The following is a 17,452-nucleotide window of genomic DNA, read 5'->3' as shown; positions in this document are numbered from 1 at the left end:
TGAAACAAGCAGTTGCTACTGACTTGTGAGACTTGAAACTGCGAGGTTTGAGGTCTGACCAAGATGGAACGGGGCAGGTGCCCAGCGCGATTCAGGGGGGAGCCTGGGGCGCGAATAACAGACAAAGAAGCTGAATGGGGTTTGACGCATGGCGTTTGAATTCAGTGATGGATTATACTTTGCGATGGCTGCGCCCTTTGTCGCGGCTTTGATTGCGCCTCACTTATGGAGATTGATGGGTCACAATGCAGCATGGCTGCTGGCTCTCGTGCCCGCTTCGATCTTTGTCTATCTCTGCGGTTTTATCGAATTGGTGGCTCACGAAGGTGTTGGAGTGAAGCCGACCCCAATTACCTGGTTGCCACAATACAATATTCAGTATTCGCTGTTTGTTGACGGGCTGAGTTTGCTCTTTGCCCTGCTGATTTCCGGCATTGGTATCTTCATCATTCTCTATGCGGGCGGCTTTTTGCGCAAGCATCCAGAGCAGGGGCGCTTCTTTTGCTTTCTGTTTCTCTTCATGGGGTCAATGCTGGGTGTGGTTCTTGCCGATAACCTTCTGACCTTATTTACCTATTGGGAGCTGACGTCCATCACGTCCTTCCTGCTGATCGGGTTCAACCATCTCAAGCGAGCGTCCCGGCGTGCGGCCATGCAGGCCTTGGTGATCACTGGCGGCGGCGGGTTGGCTCTGCTGCCCGGCCTCATTCTCATGGGCTATGCTGGTGGCACCATGGAAATGAGCGAGTTGATTGTGATCGGCGACGTTCTGCGCGAACACTCGCTCTATGTCCCGATGTTGATTCTGATCCTGCTGGGTGCGTTCACCAAATCGGCTCAATATCCGTTCCATTCCTGGCTGCGCAATGCGATGGAAGCGCCAACTCCGGTCTCCGCCTATCTCCATTCCGCGACGATGGTCAAGGCGGGAGTGTATTTCCTGATGCGCGTCCATCCGGTGATGGGCAGCACCGAATTGTGGATGTATACCCTGCAAATCGTTGGCGGCTTTACCATGCTGATGGGCACGCGCATGGCTCTGCGCCAACTCGATCTGAAGAAGGCACTGGCCTACACCACCATCGCCTCGCTTGGCCTGCTGGTTATGCTCGTCGGGACCTCGTCTGAAGCGGCCATTGCCGGTGCTGTGCTGTATCTCTTCGCCCACGCCTTGGCCAAAGGTGGCTTGTTCATGATGGTCGGGACCATCACCGACAAATGCGGCACATCTGAAATCGCCGAATTGCGAGGTCTGCGCCACAAAATGCCGATCACATTCGTCGCGGCAAATCTGGGCGCGATGTCTGTTGGCGGCATCTATCCCTTCCTGGGCTTTGTCGCCAAGGAAGAGATCTATCGCGGACTGCAAGGTGGCTCATGGAACGAAATCCTGCTGACCATCATCGCAGTGGCTGGTAATTCGATGATGTTTGCGGCCGTTTTTGTGGTGTCGTTGAAACCATTCCTTGGCGAGGAAACCGAAAAGATGAAAGGCGCTCTGAAGGATTTTCAGCGCGGCCCGTGGTTGCTGTTGATCGGCCCGATAGCCCTGTCTTCGCTTGGCCTCCTTTTCATGTTCATAGGCCCGTTCCTCAGCGATAATTTGCTGACCCCGATGCTCTATTCGGTGCTTGGATACCATTCCTCGGCGAAATTGACCTTCGCGGTCCATTTCAATGAAGCGCTGATCCTGTCTCTGGTGACGATTGCTGGCGGTATCTTTATTTATTACGAGGCTGACTATATTCGCAGCATCCGCCAAGGGATTATTCGCACGATTGGCAAGGGGCCTGACGACTTTTTCGACACCTTTGTCACCGGCTTGATCCGCTTTTCTGCGCGTGTCACCCGTTTGTTGCAGACCGGCAATCTGGAAGTGTATCTGGCCGCAACCTTCGTTGTCGCTGCCGGCACCCTGCTGACGCCAATGATCCTGTTTGACGAACTGCCCGACTGGCCCTCCATGCCGTCATTGCACTTTTACGAGTGGGCCGTGGTGTTACTCGCAGTCGTTGGACTGTTTGCGGTCATCATAGCCAAGACCCGACTGACAGCGATCATTTCGCTGGGCATTCAGGGTTTCTCGGTTGCTCTGATCTTCCTGATGTTCGGTGCGCCCGATCTGGCTTTCACCCAGTTCATGGTCGAAACCCTTTCTGTTGTCATCATTGCTCTGGTGATGAACCGGCTGTCGCTGGAAGAAAGGGACAAGCGTCCGCTCGCCCAGACCGTTGGCGATTCCGCTGTGGCCATTGTCGTTGGTGGGTGCCTTGGCTTGCTGCTGATGTCTGTTACGCAAGGCTCCTTCGATACCAGCCTTCCAAACTTCTTTACCGACTATAGTCGCGTCATCGCCCATGGCCGCAACATCGTCAATGTCATCATCGTCGACTTCCGTGGCCTTGATACGCTGGGCGAGATCGCCGTGGTGATGATCACAGCACTCTGCGTCTTCACTCTGACCCTTGGTACCGCCAAGCAGTTCCGCGGCGGGCAGGGGGCAAAGGATCCTGCATTGCCGTCGACACAACAATCCAAGGATCAGAAGGGGGCGGATCAATGAACACTCTGATTTTCAGAACCATTGCGCCATTCATCGCCGCGCTGATGGTCCTCTTTTCGATCTTTGTCACCTTGCGTGGCCACAATGATCCCGGCGGTGGGTTTATTGGTGGCCTGATCGCAGCCTCTGCCTTCGCCATGTATGGCATTGCAGCGGGTGTTGAGAATGTGAGGCGTGCGCTCTACTTCCAGCCGCTGAGTGTGGCTGCCTTTGGCTTGATGCTTTCGGCCCTGTCCGGTCTGTTGTCGATCACCCAAGGAATGCCGTTTTTGACCAGTCAGTGGGCCTTCCCTTCCATCCTCGGGGTGGAAGTGGCTTTGTCGACACCACTCTTTTTCGATCTCGGGGTTTATTTCGTCGTTCTGGGCGGCATCACCTCAATCGCGCTGAAGTTGGAGGAGGAATAAGGCACCATGGAAACCATTCTCTCTATCCTGGTCGGCGTTTTCTTCTCCGTCAGCGTCTATCTGATGACCTCGCGGTACCTCATTCGCATCATTCTGGGCATTGCCATTCTAGGCAATGCGGTCAACCTGACGATCTTTACGTCCGGGCGATTGATGCGTGAAGTCCCGCCGATCATTCCGCTGGATGCGATGGTTCCCGCAGGGCCCACCGCCAATCCATTGCCGCAGGCACTGATCCTGACGGCGATCGTGATTTCCTTCTCATTCCTCGCCTTCCTGCTGGTGCTGGTCTATCGGGCCTATCAGGAATTGGGGACCGACGACGCAGTAGAGATGCGCGTGGCCGAACCGGCAGATGAAGACCTGCCGCCGGTAAGTTTCTAGGGAGACGCTGAGTTATGGCAGGAAATCTGGATCACGCCGTAGACTATTCTGCGGGCATGTTAATGGAAGCGACCCACTTCGCGGACTGGCTGATCATTGCACCGATCATTCTGACGATCGTTGGTGGCGCCTTGCTTTTGATGCTGAGGGAAAAGACCAAACTGCATGGCGCTTTGGCGACCCTGATCATGGGCTTGCTGGTGCTGGTTGATGCCTTGTTGCTGGCGCGGGTGCTGGATGTCGGCCCCATTGCCATGACGATGGGACGCTGGCTGCCGCCCTTTGGTATCACCTTCACCGTTGATGCCTTCGGCGCTTTGATGGCTCTGATATCGGGCGTTGTGGCCCTTGCTGTTTGTATCTATTCACTGGTCGAGATTTCGGTCACCGGTCGCCGTTTCGGTTTCTATCCCTTGCTGATGCTCTTGATGACCGGGGTGACCGGCTCGTTCCTGACCGGCGATATCTTCAACCTCTATGTCTGGTTCGAGGTGATGCTGATCTCGTCCTTCGGTCTGCTGATCCTTGGTGGAGAACGGATCCAGCTCGACGGGGCGCTGAAATATGCCATTCTCAACCTGCTGGCAACAACCCTGTTCCTGATTGCCACCGGCTTGCTTTACGGTGCAGTTGGAAGCCTCAATATGGCTGACATTTCGCTGAAACTGCCCGCCGTGCAGGAAGCCGGCGCACCGATCATCACCATCGGGGCGCTTTATTTCCTCGCCTTCGCCATGAAGGCTGCGGCCTTCCCGCTCAATTTCTGGCTCCCGGCCTCCTATCACACGCCCAATATCGTGGTGTCAGCCTTGTTTGGTGGTATCCTGACCAAGGTTGGCGTCTATGCCCTGATCCGGACGATGATCCTGTTGTTGCCGGACACCCGGATCATTTTGAGTGAAGTGATTGCCTGGGTGGCGGTCTTCACCATGATCTTTGGGGCTCTTGGCACATTGGCGCACAATGATATCCGCCGGGTCTTCGGCTATCTGGTCATTTCCGGTATCGGCCCCATGCTGGTCGGTGTCGCCCTTGGTTCGGAAGAAGCCATTTCCGGTGCCATCATGTATGCCGTCCATTCGATCATCGCGCTGACCGGGCTCTATCTCGCTTTCGGCATCCTGATGCGCAAGAATGGCGGAAAATACAATCTCTCCGACGTGGGGGGAGGCTACAAAGCCTCTGATGGCCTGTCGATCCTGTTTCTGGTCTTGGCCTTCGGGATTGTCGGTCTGCCACCATTCTCCGGTTTCTGGCCCAAATTCATCCTCGTCGATGCGAGCATTCATGCCGGTCATGGCTGGCTGGCCTTTGCCATCCTCTTCTCCGGTTTCCTGACCACCATCTCGGTTGGCCGCGTCTGGGCGCACGCTTTTTGGCGCGGTGGCCCCATCGGCACCACGGATGGCCAATTGGGCATGCCCTTGCAGGGTTTGACCAGACCAGTCCGCAGCAAAACCTACTTGCCGGTTGGTGCTTTGGTGGTGATTGTTTGCTTGATTGGGGTCTTTCCCTCGCCGCTGCTTTCCATCGTGCAGTCCGGTACCCAGTCGCTGCTAAATCCCGAGCGGTATGTCTCTGCGGTCTTTTCCGCAGCGACCGCACAGCAAAAGGCAAAACAGGCAGAGAAGGCACAACAGCCAAAAGACCATGAGGACACGGTCAAAGGCCATGACACCAAGACCGAGCCTATGAAACAGGAAGGAGCGCACTGATGCAGAATCTTCTTCTCGTCAATATCTTGCTGGCTTTGGTGTGGGCTGCCGTGAGCAGTTCCTTCACCGTTCCGAACCTGCTCTTTGGCTTCATGCTGGGTATGATCGTTCTGTTCATTCTGCGCGAACAGGTAGGTGCCTTCAGTTATCTGGGGCGTGCGCGGCGGGTGCTGTCGCTTCTGATGCTGTTCCTGCGCGAACTGATGAAGTCGGCCTTCCGCGTCGCCAAATTGGCGCTGAGCCCCAAACTGGAATTGCGTCCCGGTTTCATCGCCTATGATCTGACCACTGACCGCGATATCGAAATCACCATTCTAGCCAACATGATCACCTTGACCCCCGGGACTTTGTCCGTCGACGTCTCCGACGACAAGAAAACACTCTATATTCATGCTGTCACTTTTGATGACCTTGAAGAGCTACGCTCCGAAATCCGTGACGGATTTGAGCGCAAGATCATGGAGGCATTCAGATGATGGAAGGTCTGACTTTTCTCGATATAATCATTTTACTCACCTTGGTGATCCTGTCGATTTCCTTCTTGTTGACCAGTGTCCGGATCATCAAAGGACCCAGTTTGTCCGACCGGATTGTCGGGCTGGATATGCTGGTGGCTGTTGGCATCGGTTTCATTGCTGTCTTTGGCGTGAAAACTGGCTATTTTCTCTATGTCGATATCGCGATTGCGCTTGGTCTGGTGGGGTTTTTGTCAACGGTTGCTTTCGCCCGTTTCGTCTTGCGTCACGGTGATGACTCCGTCTTCCATGACAAGAAAGAGGCCGCTGAGGCCGAGCAATTGGCAGAAAAAGCCAGAAAAGGGGATGCGTCATGATTCATGATTTCGTTGCCGGTTTGTTGTTGTTGATTGGGGCAGTCTTCATCTTGTCTGCATCCATCGGTCTTCTGCGGTTCCCCGACGTCTACACCCGTATGCATTCCGCTTCGAAGGCCGGGACCGTCGGGTCAGGCGTTCTGCTGCTGGCGCTCGCTGTCTATTCGATGGAGTTCAGCGTCGTTAGCCGAGCCTTGGCGGGAATAGCCTTCTTTCTGATTACCGCACCAATTTCTGCTCATCTGATTGCCCGTGTTGCCTATATCACAGGAACCAAGCCATGGAAGGGCACGGTCATCGATGACTATGCTGCGAACGTCAATGAAAAGAAGCACAAACAGCCTTGATACCGTTAGGGAAGATGATGTAGAAAAAGTGGGGTGATCTGAAGGGATCTTCCCTTGAATTTATCTAATATGCTGTTTTCTCTGATTATAGTTTACTAATATTTTGCTTTGCATTGATGCGTTGCCCACAAGTGACCAAAGATTTGGTCGTTCTGTCTTGAAGTAAAAAGCGAGTTCCACTACTACTGTAGCAAATGCTTGCGGCTTTGCAGCCCCGCGTCAAAATGTTTAGCTCTAGCGTTTTCTCTCTCCACGAGAGATTGTGAGCAATTCAACAAGAAAGAATCCAAGAAATGTCGGAAAGCTCAGACAATAATGTGCTTATTGAACTGACCGCAGATATTGTGTCGGCCTATGTCAGCAACAATGCGGTCCCGGTGAACGATCTCTCGGGACTGATTGGTGACATTTACAAGGCACTGGAAGACACCAAGAAACCAGTGACCGAAGAAGTGGTCGAAGCTCCGAAACCAGCTGTAACCGTCAAGAAGTCGATTACACCTGATTTCATCATCTGTCTCGAAGATGGTAAGAAATTCAAGTCGCTCAAGCGGCATCTTCGCACCCATTACAATCTTTCTCCTGAAGAATATCGGGAAAAATGGGGCTTGCCTGCCGACTATCCAATGGTCGCGCCAAGCTATGCGGAAGCCCGTTCCAATCTGGCCAAGAAAATGGGCCTGGGACAACAGCGTCGTAAGAAATAGGTCAGCTCTCCAGCAGACGACCGACAAGCTATGGAAAGGCAGCCTCTGGGCTGCCTTTTTTGTTTCGCGATCAAAGGACGCGCTCAATCCCGGCCTTTACGCCTTTCATGCATCAGCCGCAGTTTTTCAGCCCGCAGCGCCTGACTTAGGCCGATGTGACGCGCGAGAGAATAGCGCCAATGACCCGTTCGGCCGCGGGCTCGCTCTCCTTTGACCAGCAGTGTCAGTTTTTGCAGCACTGCTTTGGATGACACCCGGTCCAGCCGGTCGATATCTGCCGGAAACAGATGTAAAAGACCCGGCAGATCTCGCCGACGATCGTAGATCTTCTCCCCGTGTCGCAAGCTTTGCTCCACCAGGTCAGGGCAGACAGCTTGTTTGGATGCAAATGGTTCGAGGAGTCGGTGGGCGGGGACAAGATCGCATCGCGCTGAAGCTTGTCCCTGCGCGCAGTCGTTGCGCCAATCCGTGCGTTTTGTCATACACACAGTGTCTACTGCAACCAAAGGGCGAGTATAAAGTGAGTGTTCGTATGACAGATTTCTTGCATGAACAGCCGGGTTAACTGTCTGAAAAACAGAAATATTCACTTTATCAACGAGCTGAAGAATAAATTTTCAAGAAAATTTTTAGCCACAACTTATACCGAGTGCACGTTAAAGTAGTATTGTCAGGGGTAAATTTTCCTAACATTTCTTTCGGATGGGCAATAAGGGAGACTTATCATGAATATGCAGCTAAACAGCACACCTGCTGATAGTGAACTACGGTCTGTTGAACCAAGGGGATTTCTGGACCACGACAGAACAATCCCGGCGTTGGTGATTGTCGATGAATTGGTGGCTCGCACATACCGCATGCCGCGTTCGGCACTTTATGCAGATACCCGTTGCCGCAAGACGGTCGCCTTTGCTCGACAGGTTGCCATGTATCTCGCTCATGTCAGCCTCAGTTACCCCTTGAAGCAGATTGCCGGCCATTATGGGCGCGATCGGACCACGGTCGCCTATGCCTGCCGGGTCGTTGAGGATCGTCGGGAGGAAGAAGAGACTGAACTGCTGATCAACAGCCTTGAAAGCGCCCTTGAAACCATGATGCTGATCACGCCTCTAACCTGCCGGAGGTCAAAATGAACAGACGCAAGACGGAGAAGATGCACTCAAAGGGGAATCCTATTATGCGACCTTGTCTGTCTGTCTTGTCGGCAGATGAAGTGCGGCTGCTCAAAGCCTGCCTCAAGTCCAAGGCGGCCGGGGTGAAAGCCAAAGAACCAGCTGTTCTGCACGATTTGCTGAGCAAAGGCTGCCTGAAGCAAGAGGGTGAGCAGATTTCCGTTACACCGGAAGGACGACAGGCCTTGCGTCGCGCGCAGCTAGCAAAGGAAGTGGACCAGATCTTTGCCGCTCAACATCAAGTCCGCACACGGATGGTCAAGGATCCAGCAAACAACGATGTGTCCGACATGGACAGGGGGCAGCCTTTGCCCAAAGGCGCTGAGCATCAGCCCCGCCCATGGATCAATCGCAAGGAAAGTCCGCTGGCAGCATTGGCTCTGCGCAAGAAGCCAGATGGTAGCACGATGCTGTCTTCCTCTCAATTTGAAGCGGGCGAACGCTTTAGATTGGATTTTGAACGGGGACAAATGGCCCCGATGATGGGGATCAATTGGGATAAGCTCGGCAAAGCGGGCGGTGGAAAGGGGCAGGGGTCATTCGGGCGTATTGAGATCAGCGACAATGCCATGGGAGCCCGTCAACGCTTCAGCCAAGCCGCCCTTTACGTGGGTGACGAACTGTTCGGAATTCTGGTTGACTTTTGTTGTTTCCTGAAAGGGCTCGAAACCATTGAGAGGGAGCGGCAATGGCCAGCCCGGTCCGCAAAACAGATCCTCTCATTGGCCCTTGATCGCCTTGCCCGTCACTATGGCTTGTCTGAAAAAGCGCAGGGGCCTTTGCAAAATCTCATTCGACACTGGGGAACGGAAGACTACCGCCCGCAAATCTGACCGAAGGGTTCCCCTCAGGCAGAAAGGGCGGTCTGTGCATCGGTCTTGATACGCCCGATCATTGCTGAGAGGCCGTTCGAACGTTGTGGCGTCAGATGGTCTCTTAGGCCAATCTGGTCGAAGACTGCTTCTGCATCAATGCCAACAATGTCTTTTGCTGGTTTGCCCGAGAAGGTTGCCAATGCGATCGCAACCAGCCCTTTGACGATATGGGCGTCGCTGTCGCCCTTGAAGGTCAGAATCGGATTGGCGCTGTCCCCTGATTGTTCGGTCTTCAACCAAACCTGTGAGACACAGCCTTGAACCTTGTTGGCATCATTCATCTCTTCTTCTGCCAACGGCTCCAGTTCCCGGCCCAGCTCGATAACATAGCGATATCTTTCCTCCCAATCCTCGATGAAGGAAAAATTCTCGATCAACTCTTCGACGGTCATGGGCATGGTGGTGCAGTCTCTTCCTTTGGGCCTTTGTCCGCTGAGCAGACTAAACAAGCCTGTCACGACGAGCAAGATGCAGGAAGACAAAGACGAAAAGAAAAAGCGCCGAAATGAAAGGGCAATTTCATTTCGGCGCGGCCACTGGCCCAGTGGGACGAGTATGGTCAGTCTCCTGAAGGGACCTGAGTGATGAGGTGGTTGTCATGGGTTTGACATAGTGGTCTCATCAGGGGTCTGACCCGGGGAAACGGGTGGCTTTACGGTCTGGCCTCCCGAAATTTGGAAATATGGTGGTAAGACAGGGCGTCTCTATTGCTGCAGATCGTTGACCAAAGCTGTGAGTTGCTTTTGATCATGGGCCAAACGATCCGATGGTTGATTCTGTGCCAGTTCGGTTTCTGCTGGGGCCTTCTCGTCTGATTGATCATCAAGATAGACATACAATTGCTTGGCGCCGTAGCGTGCCTTGGCGGCGAAATTATCAAGCGCCACTTCTCCCGCTGCACAGACGTCAGGTTGCCGCGAGCAAAAGCCGGTGAAATCGCTCAGCGCTGCCTGTGCGGCTGAAATTGCCTGAGTCGTGGAAAGCGACGCGTCCGATTGCTCGCTTCCTGGTTCCGCAGGCAGAATCAGGATGACCAGGGAAAGCCAGAATGCTGCTCTGATCAGGAATGACATTGTTTTGCCCTTTCATTACCCATATGCGGAGATCCAAGCTCCGATACCGTCCCATAATTGTGCCCTTGCGGATCTCTTTTGGATCCTTGCTTGCCAGGGCCGGCTTCTAAGAAAATCCGGCTCCCTGTTGGGCTTGAGCCTCAAGATAGAGGAAAGATCTCAAAGTCAGTTTGAGGGATTGAGTCAAAATCAATTCAAATTCGATCTATTCTGTAAGACACTGGTAACACTTCGGAAATGTCGTGGATTCCTGCGGTATGGAAGGCCCGTGACAGGGCCGAAATGTCTCTCCACATCGAAGGGAAAACCGCATTGCCCAATCTTTTAGACCGTTATACCCACAGGACTAAACGACAGATATCTCAAAAGAAATAAGGGGTGGAGGCGTTTTCGGAAGGAGTTTGTTAACCATAAAAGCGCTTTCTGAGCCAAAAGTGCCCAAAATCGGTTGCTGCTGCTTTCACGTTCACTTCCCAATGCCGATTTTTAGCGTTCCTTAAAAGTCTGCATGGCACTCTATGGCTCACAATACCAATCGGATCGTCCTTCCGAGACCCTGAGTTTGTATTGCGTATTCTTTTGTGGCCAGACCTTCATTGGCCATAGTCCGGGCGAGGTAAGACAGTGCAAGACGCGTTTTGGGCCAATACTCCAATCCAGTCCGTCGTAGATGGCCTTCTGCATGCAAGCGGCAAAGAAAGTGACAGTGAAAAGGCCCGTCACAGGGTTTTTATCGCGGTGCATCTCTGCGTCGGTGTGGCTGCGCTTGCGTTTTTGCCGCTTGTGATCCTGTTGTCCGGCCAACTTGATCCAACGCTATCAACGACTCTGTCTCTTGTTCCTCTCTGGATGCTGGCGCCGCTCGTTTCTGTCGCTTATCTGTCCAAGACCGGCAAACTTGGCAATGCCTTCCTGCTGACAGCAACTCTGACAGCCGCCTTCATTGGTTGGATCGCCGCGATGACCGGTGGACTCTATTCCCCTCATTTGATTTGGCTTGGCGTCATCCCATTGGAAGTGGCTTTGGCAGGCAACAGTCGAATCATCAAGCAGGCATTGCTGATTTGCTTTGCTGCCATTGCCTGTCTCTTCGGTGTGCAGGAAGGGCAGCTGCTGAGCACATTGCAAATCACAAGCTCGGCTCAATCTTTCATTGGCAGCATGTCCATCATTCTTGCCATTCTCTATGCCGGATTGCTGGCAGTGCGCATCGAACATCTGCACCGCTTCAGAGTGTCCAGCCTTTCTGCCAAGGAACTGCATTATCGTTCGCTGGCCAATACGGTGTCTGACATGATCACGCGCCACGACCGGTCCGGCGATGTGACTTATGCCTCAGATGCCAGCTTCTCGTTGCTTGGCATGCCACCAGAAGCTCTCTCCGGCAATAACCTGTTTCATCAAGTGCATATCCCTGATCGCCCGGCCTATTTGCGGGCCTTGTCCGATTGCATGAACCAGCCTGCTGATTGCAATGACCCGGTAACCGTGGAATTGCAGGTCATGCGCAAGGTGGACCCGGCCAATGCCAAAGAGGAAAGCGCCGCCGCTCCATCCCTTCTCTGGGTGGAAATGAAATGCTCTCCCAAGCGCGATGACACAGGTTACATTGTTGGTGTGATCGCCGTGTCCCGGGACATTTCCCAGCGCAAGAAAAACCAATTTGCTATGGAAGAAGCCCGTGCTGAGGCCGAAAAGGCCAATGAAGGAAAAATCCGGTTTCTGGCCAATGTGACGCATGAGTTGCGCACGCCACTGAACACCATCATCGGCTTTTCTGAAATTCTCTGTCATCCAGAACTGTCCTGCGACAATGAAGAGCGCAATCGCGAATATGCTGAGTTGATCCACAAGGGTGGCAACCATCTGTTGCAGTTGGTCAACAGCCTGCTCGATATGTCGCGGCTGGAATCTGGTAATTTCGAAGTCAACGCTCAGGCCTTTGACCTCAATGATCTGGTCATCGGTTGCAGCCGTATGATGCAGGCTGAAGCTAATCGTCGCGGTATCACCCTATACAGCCAGTGTGGCAACGATCTGCCCGACGTCAATCTAGATCCGCGTGCCTGCCGCCAGATCGTTTTGAACCTGTTGTCCAATGCTTTGAAATTCAGTGACAAGGGCGATCAGGTCTGTATCTCCGTAGGCCGCGTGCGGCCATCAGTGAAGGACAATATGACGGCAACCGAGCTGTTGATGATCAAGGTGAGTGACACGGGCATTGGCATCGATAAGAAAGACCTTCCCAATGTGGCGCAGCCGTTTGTTCAGGCGGAGAGCAGTCTGCAACGTCGCTTTGAAGGCGCAGGAATTGGCCTGTCGATCACCCGTGGTTTGGCTGAACTGCAGCATGGCTCCTTCCACATCAAGAGCGATTTGGGCAAAGGGACGACTGTTACCATCACCCTGCCGGTCGATATGGAAAAAGATACCGTCAAAGAAGCGACAAATTCGGTGGCCACATTGAAGGAGCACGTTGGGGATGGCGGCGAAAAGGCAGTCGCTCATAACGGAACAGTAAGCATTTCTGGTAAAAAGATCGCCTGATCTGCCAATGGAATATACGCATCGCCGGCTGGATGAATGGACCCGGCATAATCTTGGAACGAGGTTACAATCAGATGTCTGATACCTATGATACATATGAAGACTGGGAAGAGGAGGCCAAGAACAGCCCGCTAACCCTGGTTGGCATATTGGTATTGGCTCTTACCAGTTCCGCGATCATTGGCAATGCTCTCTACAATCAGCCGAAATCAGCCGAAAGAGACATGATGAAGCGCACGGTCAAGCAGACCACCGCGCCTCAGATCACCGGCACCGTTGGATCATCCCAACTTGACGGGTCAGCAATCAGCAAGGATCACGCAGCCCTCACCCTTGCGGTGCAGCGCCAACTCACCATGGCGGGATACTATGTCGGTCCGCTTGATGGTATGGAAGGGGCCCAAACCCGCGAAGCCGTGGCGGCCTATCAGGATGCCAATGGAATGACCACCGACGGGCGCGTTACTATGGCCCTTTATGATGTCCTGACCGGACGCAAAGCCGCACCACAGCGGACCAGAACCCCAGTGGTGGCGTTGCCGCAGCCGCAGAACGCGTCATCGGATGCGGTCAAGCTGGAGACCATGCCGAAATCCAAACCGCGTTCCATTAAGCTTGCCAATCAAACGGCTCGATCGAACCGAGTGGCGGTTCCGATGCCTGCGAAGCCGCAGCAGACCAACCTGGCACGCGGTCCGGTTCCGCCGCAGTCTATTCCCGTCTCAACACACGATCCAATGCTGGCCAAGGTGCAGGAAGCCTTGAAGACTGTTGGCTATGTCAATCTGTCTGTAGATGGCCTGATGGGAGACCGCACCAGCACGGCCATCGCCGATTTCCAGCGCAATCGCGGTCACCCGGTCACCGGTAAGGTCAATGATCGGTTGTTGCAGGAACTGATGATCATGGGTTATCTGGATCTCGGATAGTCAGTTTCTTCCAAAACAATCACCATATGGAGACGGTTTGCCGATGCGCATTACATCGGACTTGTGGGTCGCGGCCTATTTGCGCACCCGAAATGCCAAACACAAACCGTCAGTCCTGATGCGTCGGGGGGCTTCGGAGGCGGGCGCCATTTTTCTGCGCGTCGATCGCCTCGATGGAACCTTTGACCTTTACCAGCCAGCAAGTCAGTTTGCCTATCGCGACGAGCATATTGCCAGGGGAGAGCGCCTGTTTGAACCCTGCTTGCAAGGCGTCAACGTGTTTGATGTGATGGACAAAATCGAGGCTGAGGAAAAGTTCGACAGTGATTTCTGGTTGCTCGAAACCGAATGCCCTGAAGGCTCACACGATCTCATTCTGGCTGACGAGATGGACTGAGCAAAAAGAAAACGCCCTGCAAACACAGGGCGTTTCCAAAAAATTCCATTCTGATTGATCGCCTCTAGGCCCGATCTGCATCCGGAAGGCGACGCCCGAATTTCGGAGTAACCTTTGCTGCGGCCTTATCGTTGTCAACAAACCCTCGTTGGCGAGGCGACGCTGAGCCCTTGCCCTCATCATGGATGGTTTGATGCACAAAACCGGGCTTTCTCACTTCACCAAACAGATCACGGACAATCCGCGCGGCAGCTGCGGGGTACAGCTGATGATAAAGCGTCATCAACTGGGCAACCTTGTCATAGCTGTGCGAGACGGCATCCGGTCCATGCAGAACCATTGAAAGCGTGCTGCCTTCATCAAGTCCGATATGATAGAGGAAAGCAACAAGCGCTTCACCGCCCGTATCACACAGCAATGCATTCATCTGCACGCGGCTATGGCCTGATAGTGTGTGCAGCATCTCCGACAGCTCTATGCGGTCATTGCTGAAGCGCGCCATAACGAGTTGCTGCGCCGTTTCTTCATCAATCAGGGTGCGCTGGTTTCGGTTCTCGCCAGCCATCGCAGCTTCTGGCAATGTCTGGGCCATAACTTCTTGAAGCAAGGTCAGTCGGGTCTCCTGATCCAATGCATAAAAGCTTTCCGACATCCCGTCTTCAGGCCGTGTCACCCCTTGAATTTCACGCAAATGTGGCGCGTGGGGCAATGGTGTCGTGGCTTCGACCTCTGTTGGGATTGCGACCGTTTCTGCTGGTGTGTCTTCCCTTGCAGTCGCAGGCATGTCCGCGGCCTTGAGGCTTTCATATTCCTCAACATCGACCACCCTGTGGGCGGACATCTCTGGCAGATCCGTCATGTTTTCTGCTGCATTTGCAGAGGGTGGTGTGGTCTCGGCTGCCAACGCGGCTTTTTCTCTTGCCAATTGCTCAAGCACCACCTGCATAGGTGCAATTTCCACCTCGGACAAAGCGTAAGAGCGGCCATTTTCATGGATCGTAATGTCGATTGGCTCGACCAGATCAACATAAGGCGTCACTCGTTGAGACTGCCCAAGCAGAAGCTCCGTCGCCGATGGTAAATCAGGGGTCGCTTCGACCAGATCAAGATCATCAAGGGACATCACCCTTGGTGCGAAACCGGTATTGACGTCATTGCGTGTTGGGACAACCTCGGCATCCCTGTCAGTTGCGGCCGGCTTTGGGGTAAAAGCAGGATCAAGCGGACGGGAGTCAATTCGAATATGTTTGTCCTTGATCGCCTCTGCTTTGGCAGGCACCGCTTCAGGGACGTCGTCCACCTTGTCCGGCTCAGCGAGCGAAGCTGCAGCTGTGGCCTCCAGATCCTTTGCCGACTTGGCTGGTCCTAAGTCCGTTGCTTGCACCGTTTCGACAAAGCCTGCTGTGGCACGGGTGGCACTCTCCGAATCGAAGTCCCGGTTCAGCTTTTCCAACGCACTCAGCCAGTCATCTTCAGTGGCTGATGACAACTCAACCTTTTTCGCTGCGCTCGCAAGCAGCGCGTCCGCCAATGCGTCGCTGTCTGCACTTGTCCGTTTGCGTATTGTGAGGGTGATTTGCGGTTTGCGCTTTTCCTGATCCTGCAATGTCGCAGCCTCTGTCCCTGCAGGCATTGTCTTCTCACTCGACAGAGAAGTTGAATGCGTGGGTGCAACGCTTGCTGTGGCCACTGTGACGTCTTGGTATTGCTTTGCAACCGAACGCTCAGGCTCGACAGGAGCCGCATCATGCATCAAGGGTGCTTCGGCGGCAGCTTCCATGTCCAAACCATCAGGGGTCCGGAAAGAAATCGTTGCGGTTCTCAAAACCGGGTCGATCACTTCCAGCGGAGGGATGGGGGCATTGGCTGAATCGAATGCGCCGATGGTGAAGCGCATCTGGTCCGCATCAACGCCAGCGGCACCCATCGAGTCTGCTTCCATCCGCACCAAATCTTCATCAGCAAGGGAGGCAGCCAGCGCTTCGATGGCGTCATCATCCAGTGTAGACCAATCGACCTCACCCGCAGTGATGGCCTCGTCCTCTGCTTGAATCAGATCGCTCTCAGCCAGCGTCTTGGCCATGGCGTCAATGGCGTCCTCATTGACTGCTGACCAATCGACTTGGCCTGCGGCAAGCGCATCATGATCCATTTGCGCCGAATTTTCCTTGGCCAGCGATCCGGCCAGTGCTTCGATGGCTTCGTCATCGAGCATTTCCCAGTCATCGCCGCCGAGTTTTTCAAGCAGCGCAAAGTCGCTTTCATTCAGAAAGTCTTCGTTTCCAGACGCGGTCTCAGAGGTAGGTGCTTCGGCATCCGTCTCAATCTGAGCCTCCGGTGCCATGGCTGGATTGGGCTTCATCGGGGCGTCTTCTGCTTCTTCAAACAAGGAATCGAGTCTCTGTTGCAATGTATCCGGCTCATCAAGGGTCAAAGAGGCGTCAGAGAGATGATCAGACTGGACTTGGTCGGTGGTGACACCTTGTTCAACAGGGTCGATGGAATCCCCTGAAACGGACGTGGCGTCAAGGGCGTTCGGCTGATAGTGGGCATACCAATCCTGCTCCATAGAAGAGACCAGTGTGTCCAGAGTGTCGTTCGTCTTGTTCGTCATCGCCTGCTGTCCCGTCAAGCTGGGGTCGATCCTGCCTATGCGTTTAATTCGTTGTTTGAGCCCATCCGATAGCCCCGATAGATACGCCATATTGTGGTAAAGGCGCTCGGCAACCGCTGCTTCACCAAATGAGAGCAAGTGTGACACCAGCACTGGTGGCAAGTCGTGCCGATGGGCAATTGCTTGTCGCTCTGCCGCCGTTCCCTGCAATATCTGCGTTGTCAGTTCAGCTTCGCCCAAAATGGGCGAGTGTGCAAGTATTGGCATTGCTACGCGTTTGTCGTCACAACAAAGCAGCGTCAGAACGTCGAGCGGGATATGGTGCGATTTGCAAATGCGGCTGGAAACTTGAATGCGTTCTTCGAGTTGGGCTGAGTTATAGAAGCGATGAAACTCCGACGAAAAACGCGCCTGCGTCTTTGCATCAAACCGGCCCGCCGACAAATAAAGAGCGGTGACCGAGGACAAGCTGGTTCTTTCAGAGCTGGTCATTTATTTGACCCCTCAATAAATCGAAAGAACAGAGCGCGGCGACGCTTAACCGACATTCACTTGATCCTGAACGCTTGTAATGTGAAATAATCCAACGCGGCAATCGTGGTCTGCAAACTTTAAATTCTTGTTAACCATGATCAAGACTGGACAATTATCCACCAACCGAACCACAGATAAAACCAAACGCCAGACGCTCGACAATCGCGACTTGGAAACTTTGGGCTTCTGAGAAACAATCAAACCGTGCGATTCGATCCAACCGGTTAAGCAAGTATAACTTGGTTGGTCCCGGATCAACTATAGGCAAGAGAACCTGTTTGGTTGCAGCATTGATTAGTCAACACAAAATTGCTGGCAAAAGACAAAAGCCACTTGGACGCCTCACGGCAAACTGC

17 protein-coding genes are annotated in these 17,452 nt (G+C 53.7%); 13 read left to right on the top strand and 4 right to left on the bottom strand.

Features of this window, described 5'->3' with window-relative positions:
• The first annotated feature begins 148 nt into the window (after nucleotides 1–148).
• The 8 genes from FDK21_RS13845 to FDK21_RS13810 all read left to right on the top strand — a co-directional run bounded on the left by FDK21_RS13845 (nucleotide 149) and on the right by FDK21_RS13810 (nucleotide 6,955).
• On the top strand, nucleotides 149–2,563 hold the full coding sequence (locus tag FDK21_RS13845) for a putative monovalent cation/H+ antiporter subunit A (RefSeq protein ID WP_138149173.1): 2,415 nt from the start codon (nucleotides 149–151) through the stop codon (nucleotides 2,561–2,563).
• A complete protein-coding gene (locus FDK21_RS13840; protein ID WP_114010166.1) occupies nucleotides 2,560–2,970 on the top strand; it encodes a Na+/H+ antiporter subunit B in 411 nt (136 codons plus the stop codon). Before FDK21_RS13845 ends, FDK21_RS13840 begins: the two co-directional genes overlap by 4 nt.
• A 6-nt stretch (nucleotides 2,971–2,976) precedes the next feature.
• Nucleotides 2,977–3,354 (top strand): Na+/H+ antiporter subunit C, encoded by a 378-nt coding sequence (locus tag FDK21_RS13835; RefSeq protein ID WP_114010167.1) that lies wholly within the window; start codon nucleotides 2,977–2,979, stop codon nucleotides 3,352–3,354.
• A 14-nt stretch (nucleotides 3,355–3,368) separates the two neighbouring features.
• Nucleotides 3,369–5,069, top strand: a complete 1,701-nt coding sequence (locus FDK21_RS13830; protein WP_138149171.1) for a Na+/H+ antiporter subunit D — start codon at nucleotides 3,369–3,371, stop codon at nucleotides 5,067–5,069.
• Nucleotides 5,069–5,545, top strand: coding sequence for a Na+/H+ antiporter subunit E (locus FDK21_RS13825; RefSeq protein ID WP_114010169.1), 477 nt, complete (start codon nucleotides 5,069–5,071; stop codon nucleotides 5,543–5,545). The genes FDK21_RS13830 and FDK21_RS13825 overlap by 1 nt, the downstream gene beginning before the upstream one ends.
• Nucleotides 5,542–5,901, top strand: a complete 360-nt coding sequence (locus tag FDK21_RS13820; RefSeq protein WP_114010170.1) for a cation:proton antiporter — start codon at nucleotides 5,542–5,544, stop codon at nucleotides 5,899–5,901. Before FDK21_RS13825 ends, FDK21_RS13820 begins: the two co-directional genes overlap by 4 nt.
• The gene (mnhG, locus tag FDK21_RS13815) at nucleotides 5,898–6,248 is read left to right on the top strand and encodes a monovalent cation/H(+) antiporter subunit G (RefSeq protein ID WP_114010171.1); all 351 of its coding nucleotides are present in this window, start codon (nucleotides 5,898–5,900) and stop codon (nucleotides 6,246–6,248) included. Before FDK21_RS13820 ends, mnhG begins: the two co-directional genes overlap by 4 nt.
• 293 nt (nucleotides 6,249–6,541) lie before the next feature.
• Nucleotides 6,542–6,955 carry a MucR family transcriptional regulator gene (locus FDK21_RS13810; protein ID WP_114010172.1) on the top strand — a complete coding sequence of 138 codons (414 nt, stop codon included), beginning with the start codon at nucleotides 6,542–6,544 and terminating at the stop codon, nucleotides 6,953–6,955.
• An 83-nt stretch (nucleotides 6,956–7,038) separates the two neighbouring features.
• Here the strand turns inward: FDK21_RS13810 and FDK21_RS20960 are convergent, their stop codons facing one another.
• Nucleotides 7,039–7,437 (bottom strand): DUF6477 family protein, encoded by a 399-nt coding sequence (locus tag FDK21_RS20960; RefSeq protein WP_246657584.1) that lies wholly within the window; start codon nucleotides 7,435–7,437, stop codon nucleotides 7,039–7,041.
• Between the two features lie 243 nt (nucleotides 7,438–7,680).
• Here FDK21_RS20960 and FDK21_RS13800 point away from each other — a divergent pair, with 243 nt between their 5' ends.
• Together FDK21_RS13800 and FDK21_RS13795 are read left to right on the top strand one after the other, a co-directional pair.
• Nucleotides 7,681–8,088 (top strand): helix-turn-helix domain-containing protein, encoded by a 408-nt coding sequence (locus FDK21_RS13800; RefSeq protein ID WP_138149169.1) that lies wholly within the window; start codon nucleotides 7,681–7,683, stop codon nucleotides 8,086–8,088.
• 44 nt (nucleotides 8,089–8,132) lie between these two features.
• Nucleotides 8,133–8,960 carry a DUF6456 domain-containing protein gene (locus tag FDK21_RS13795; protein ID WP_246657583.1) on the top strand — a complete coding sequence of 276 codons (828 nt, stop codon included), beginning with the start codon at nucleotides 8,133–8,135 and terminating at the stop codon, nucleotides 8,958–8,960.
• Nucleotides 8,961–8,974: 14 nt separating this feature from the next.
• Here FDK21_RS13795 and FDK21_RS13790 read toward each other — a convergent pair whose 3' ends face one another.
• Together FDK21_RS13790 and FDK21_RS13785 are read right to left on the bottom strand one after the other, a co-directional pair.
• Nucleotides 8,975–9,394: a SufE family protein gene (locus FDK21_RS13790; RefSeq protein ID WP_114010461.1), complete on the bottom strand. Its 420-nt coding sequence runs from the start codon at nucleotides 9,392–9,394 to the stop codon at nucleotides 8,975–8,977.
• 312 nt (nucleotides 9,395–9,706) lie between these two features.
• Nucleotides 9,707–10,075: a DUF5330 domain-containing protein gene (locus FDK21_RS13785; protein WP_114010175.1), complete on the bottom strand. Its 369-nt coding sequence runs from the start codon at nucleotides 10,073–10,075 to the stop codon at nucleotides 9,707–9,709.
• 624 nt (nucleotides 10,076–10,699) lie between these two features.
• Between FDK21_RS13785 and FDK21_RS13780 the strand changes: the two genes are divergently transcribed.
• From FDK21_RS13780 to FDK21_RS13770, 3 genes are all read left to right on the top strand, one after another.
• Nucleotides 10,700–12,622 carry a PAS domain-containing sensor histidine kinase gene (locus tag FDK21_RS13780; protein WP_138149167.1) on the top strand — a complete coding sequence of 641 codons (1,923 nt, stop codon included), beginning with the start codon at nucleotides 10,700–10,702 and terminating at the stop codon, nucleotides 12,620–12,622.
• Between the two features lie 74 nt (nucleotides 12,623–12,696).
• Entirely contained in the window at nucleotides 12,697–13,551 is an 855-nt protein-coding gene (locus tag FDK21_RS13775; protein WP_171022087.1) for a peptidoglycan-binding protein, read from the top strand.
• Between the two features lie 43 nt (nucleotides 13,552–13,594).
• Nucleotides 13,595–13,948 (top strand): DUF1491 family protein, encoded by a 354-nt coding sequence (locus tag FDK21_RS13770; protein ID WP_246657582.1) that lies wholly within the window; start codon nucleotides 13,595–13,597, stop codon nucleotides 13,946–13,948.
• A 64-nt stretch (nucleotides 13,949–14,012) separates the two neighbouring features.
• Here the strand turns inward: FDK21_RS13770 and FDK21_RS13765 are convergent, their stop codons facing one another.
• A complete protein-coding gene (locus tag FDK21_RS13765) occupies nucleotides 14,013–16,562 on the bottom strand; it encodes a hypothetical protein (RefSeq protein WP_246657581.1) in 2,550 nt (849 codons plus the stop codon).
• Nucleotides 16,563–17,452 lie beyond the last annotated feature (890 nt).

The sequence above is a fragment of the Cohaesibacter sp. CAU 1516 genome (assembly GCF_005771485.1).
GTDB lineage: Bacteria > Pseudomonadota > Alphaproteobacteria > Rhizobiales > Cohaesibacteraceae > Cohaesibacter > Cohaesibacter intestini.
Note: the sequence above shows the minus strand (reverse complement) of the source record. Positions and strands in the feature narration are given on the sequence as shown.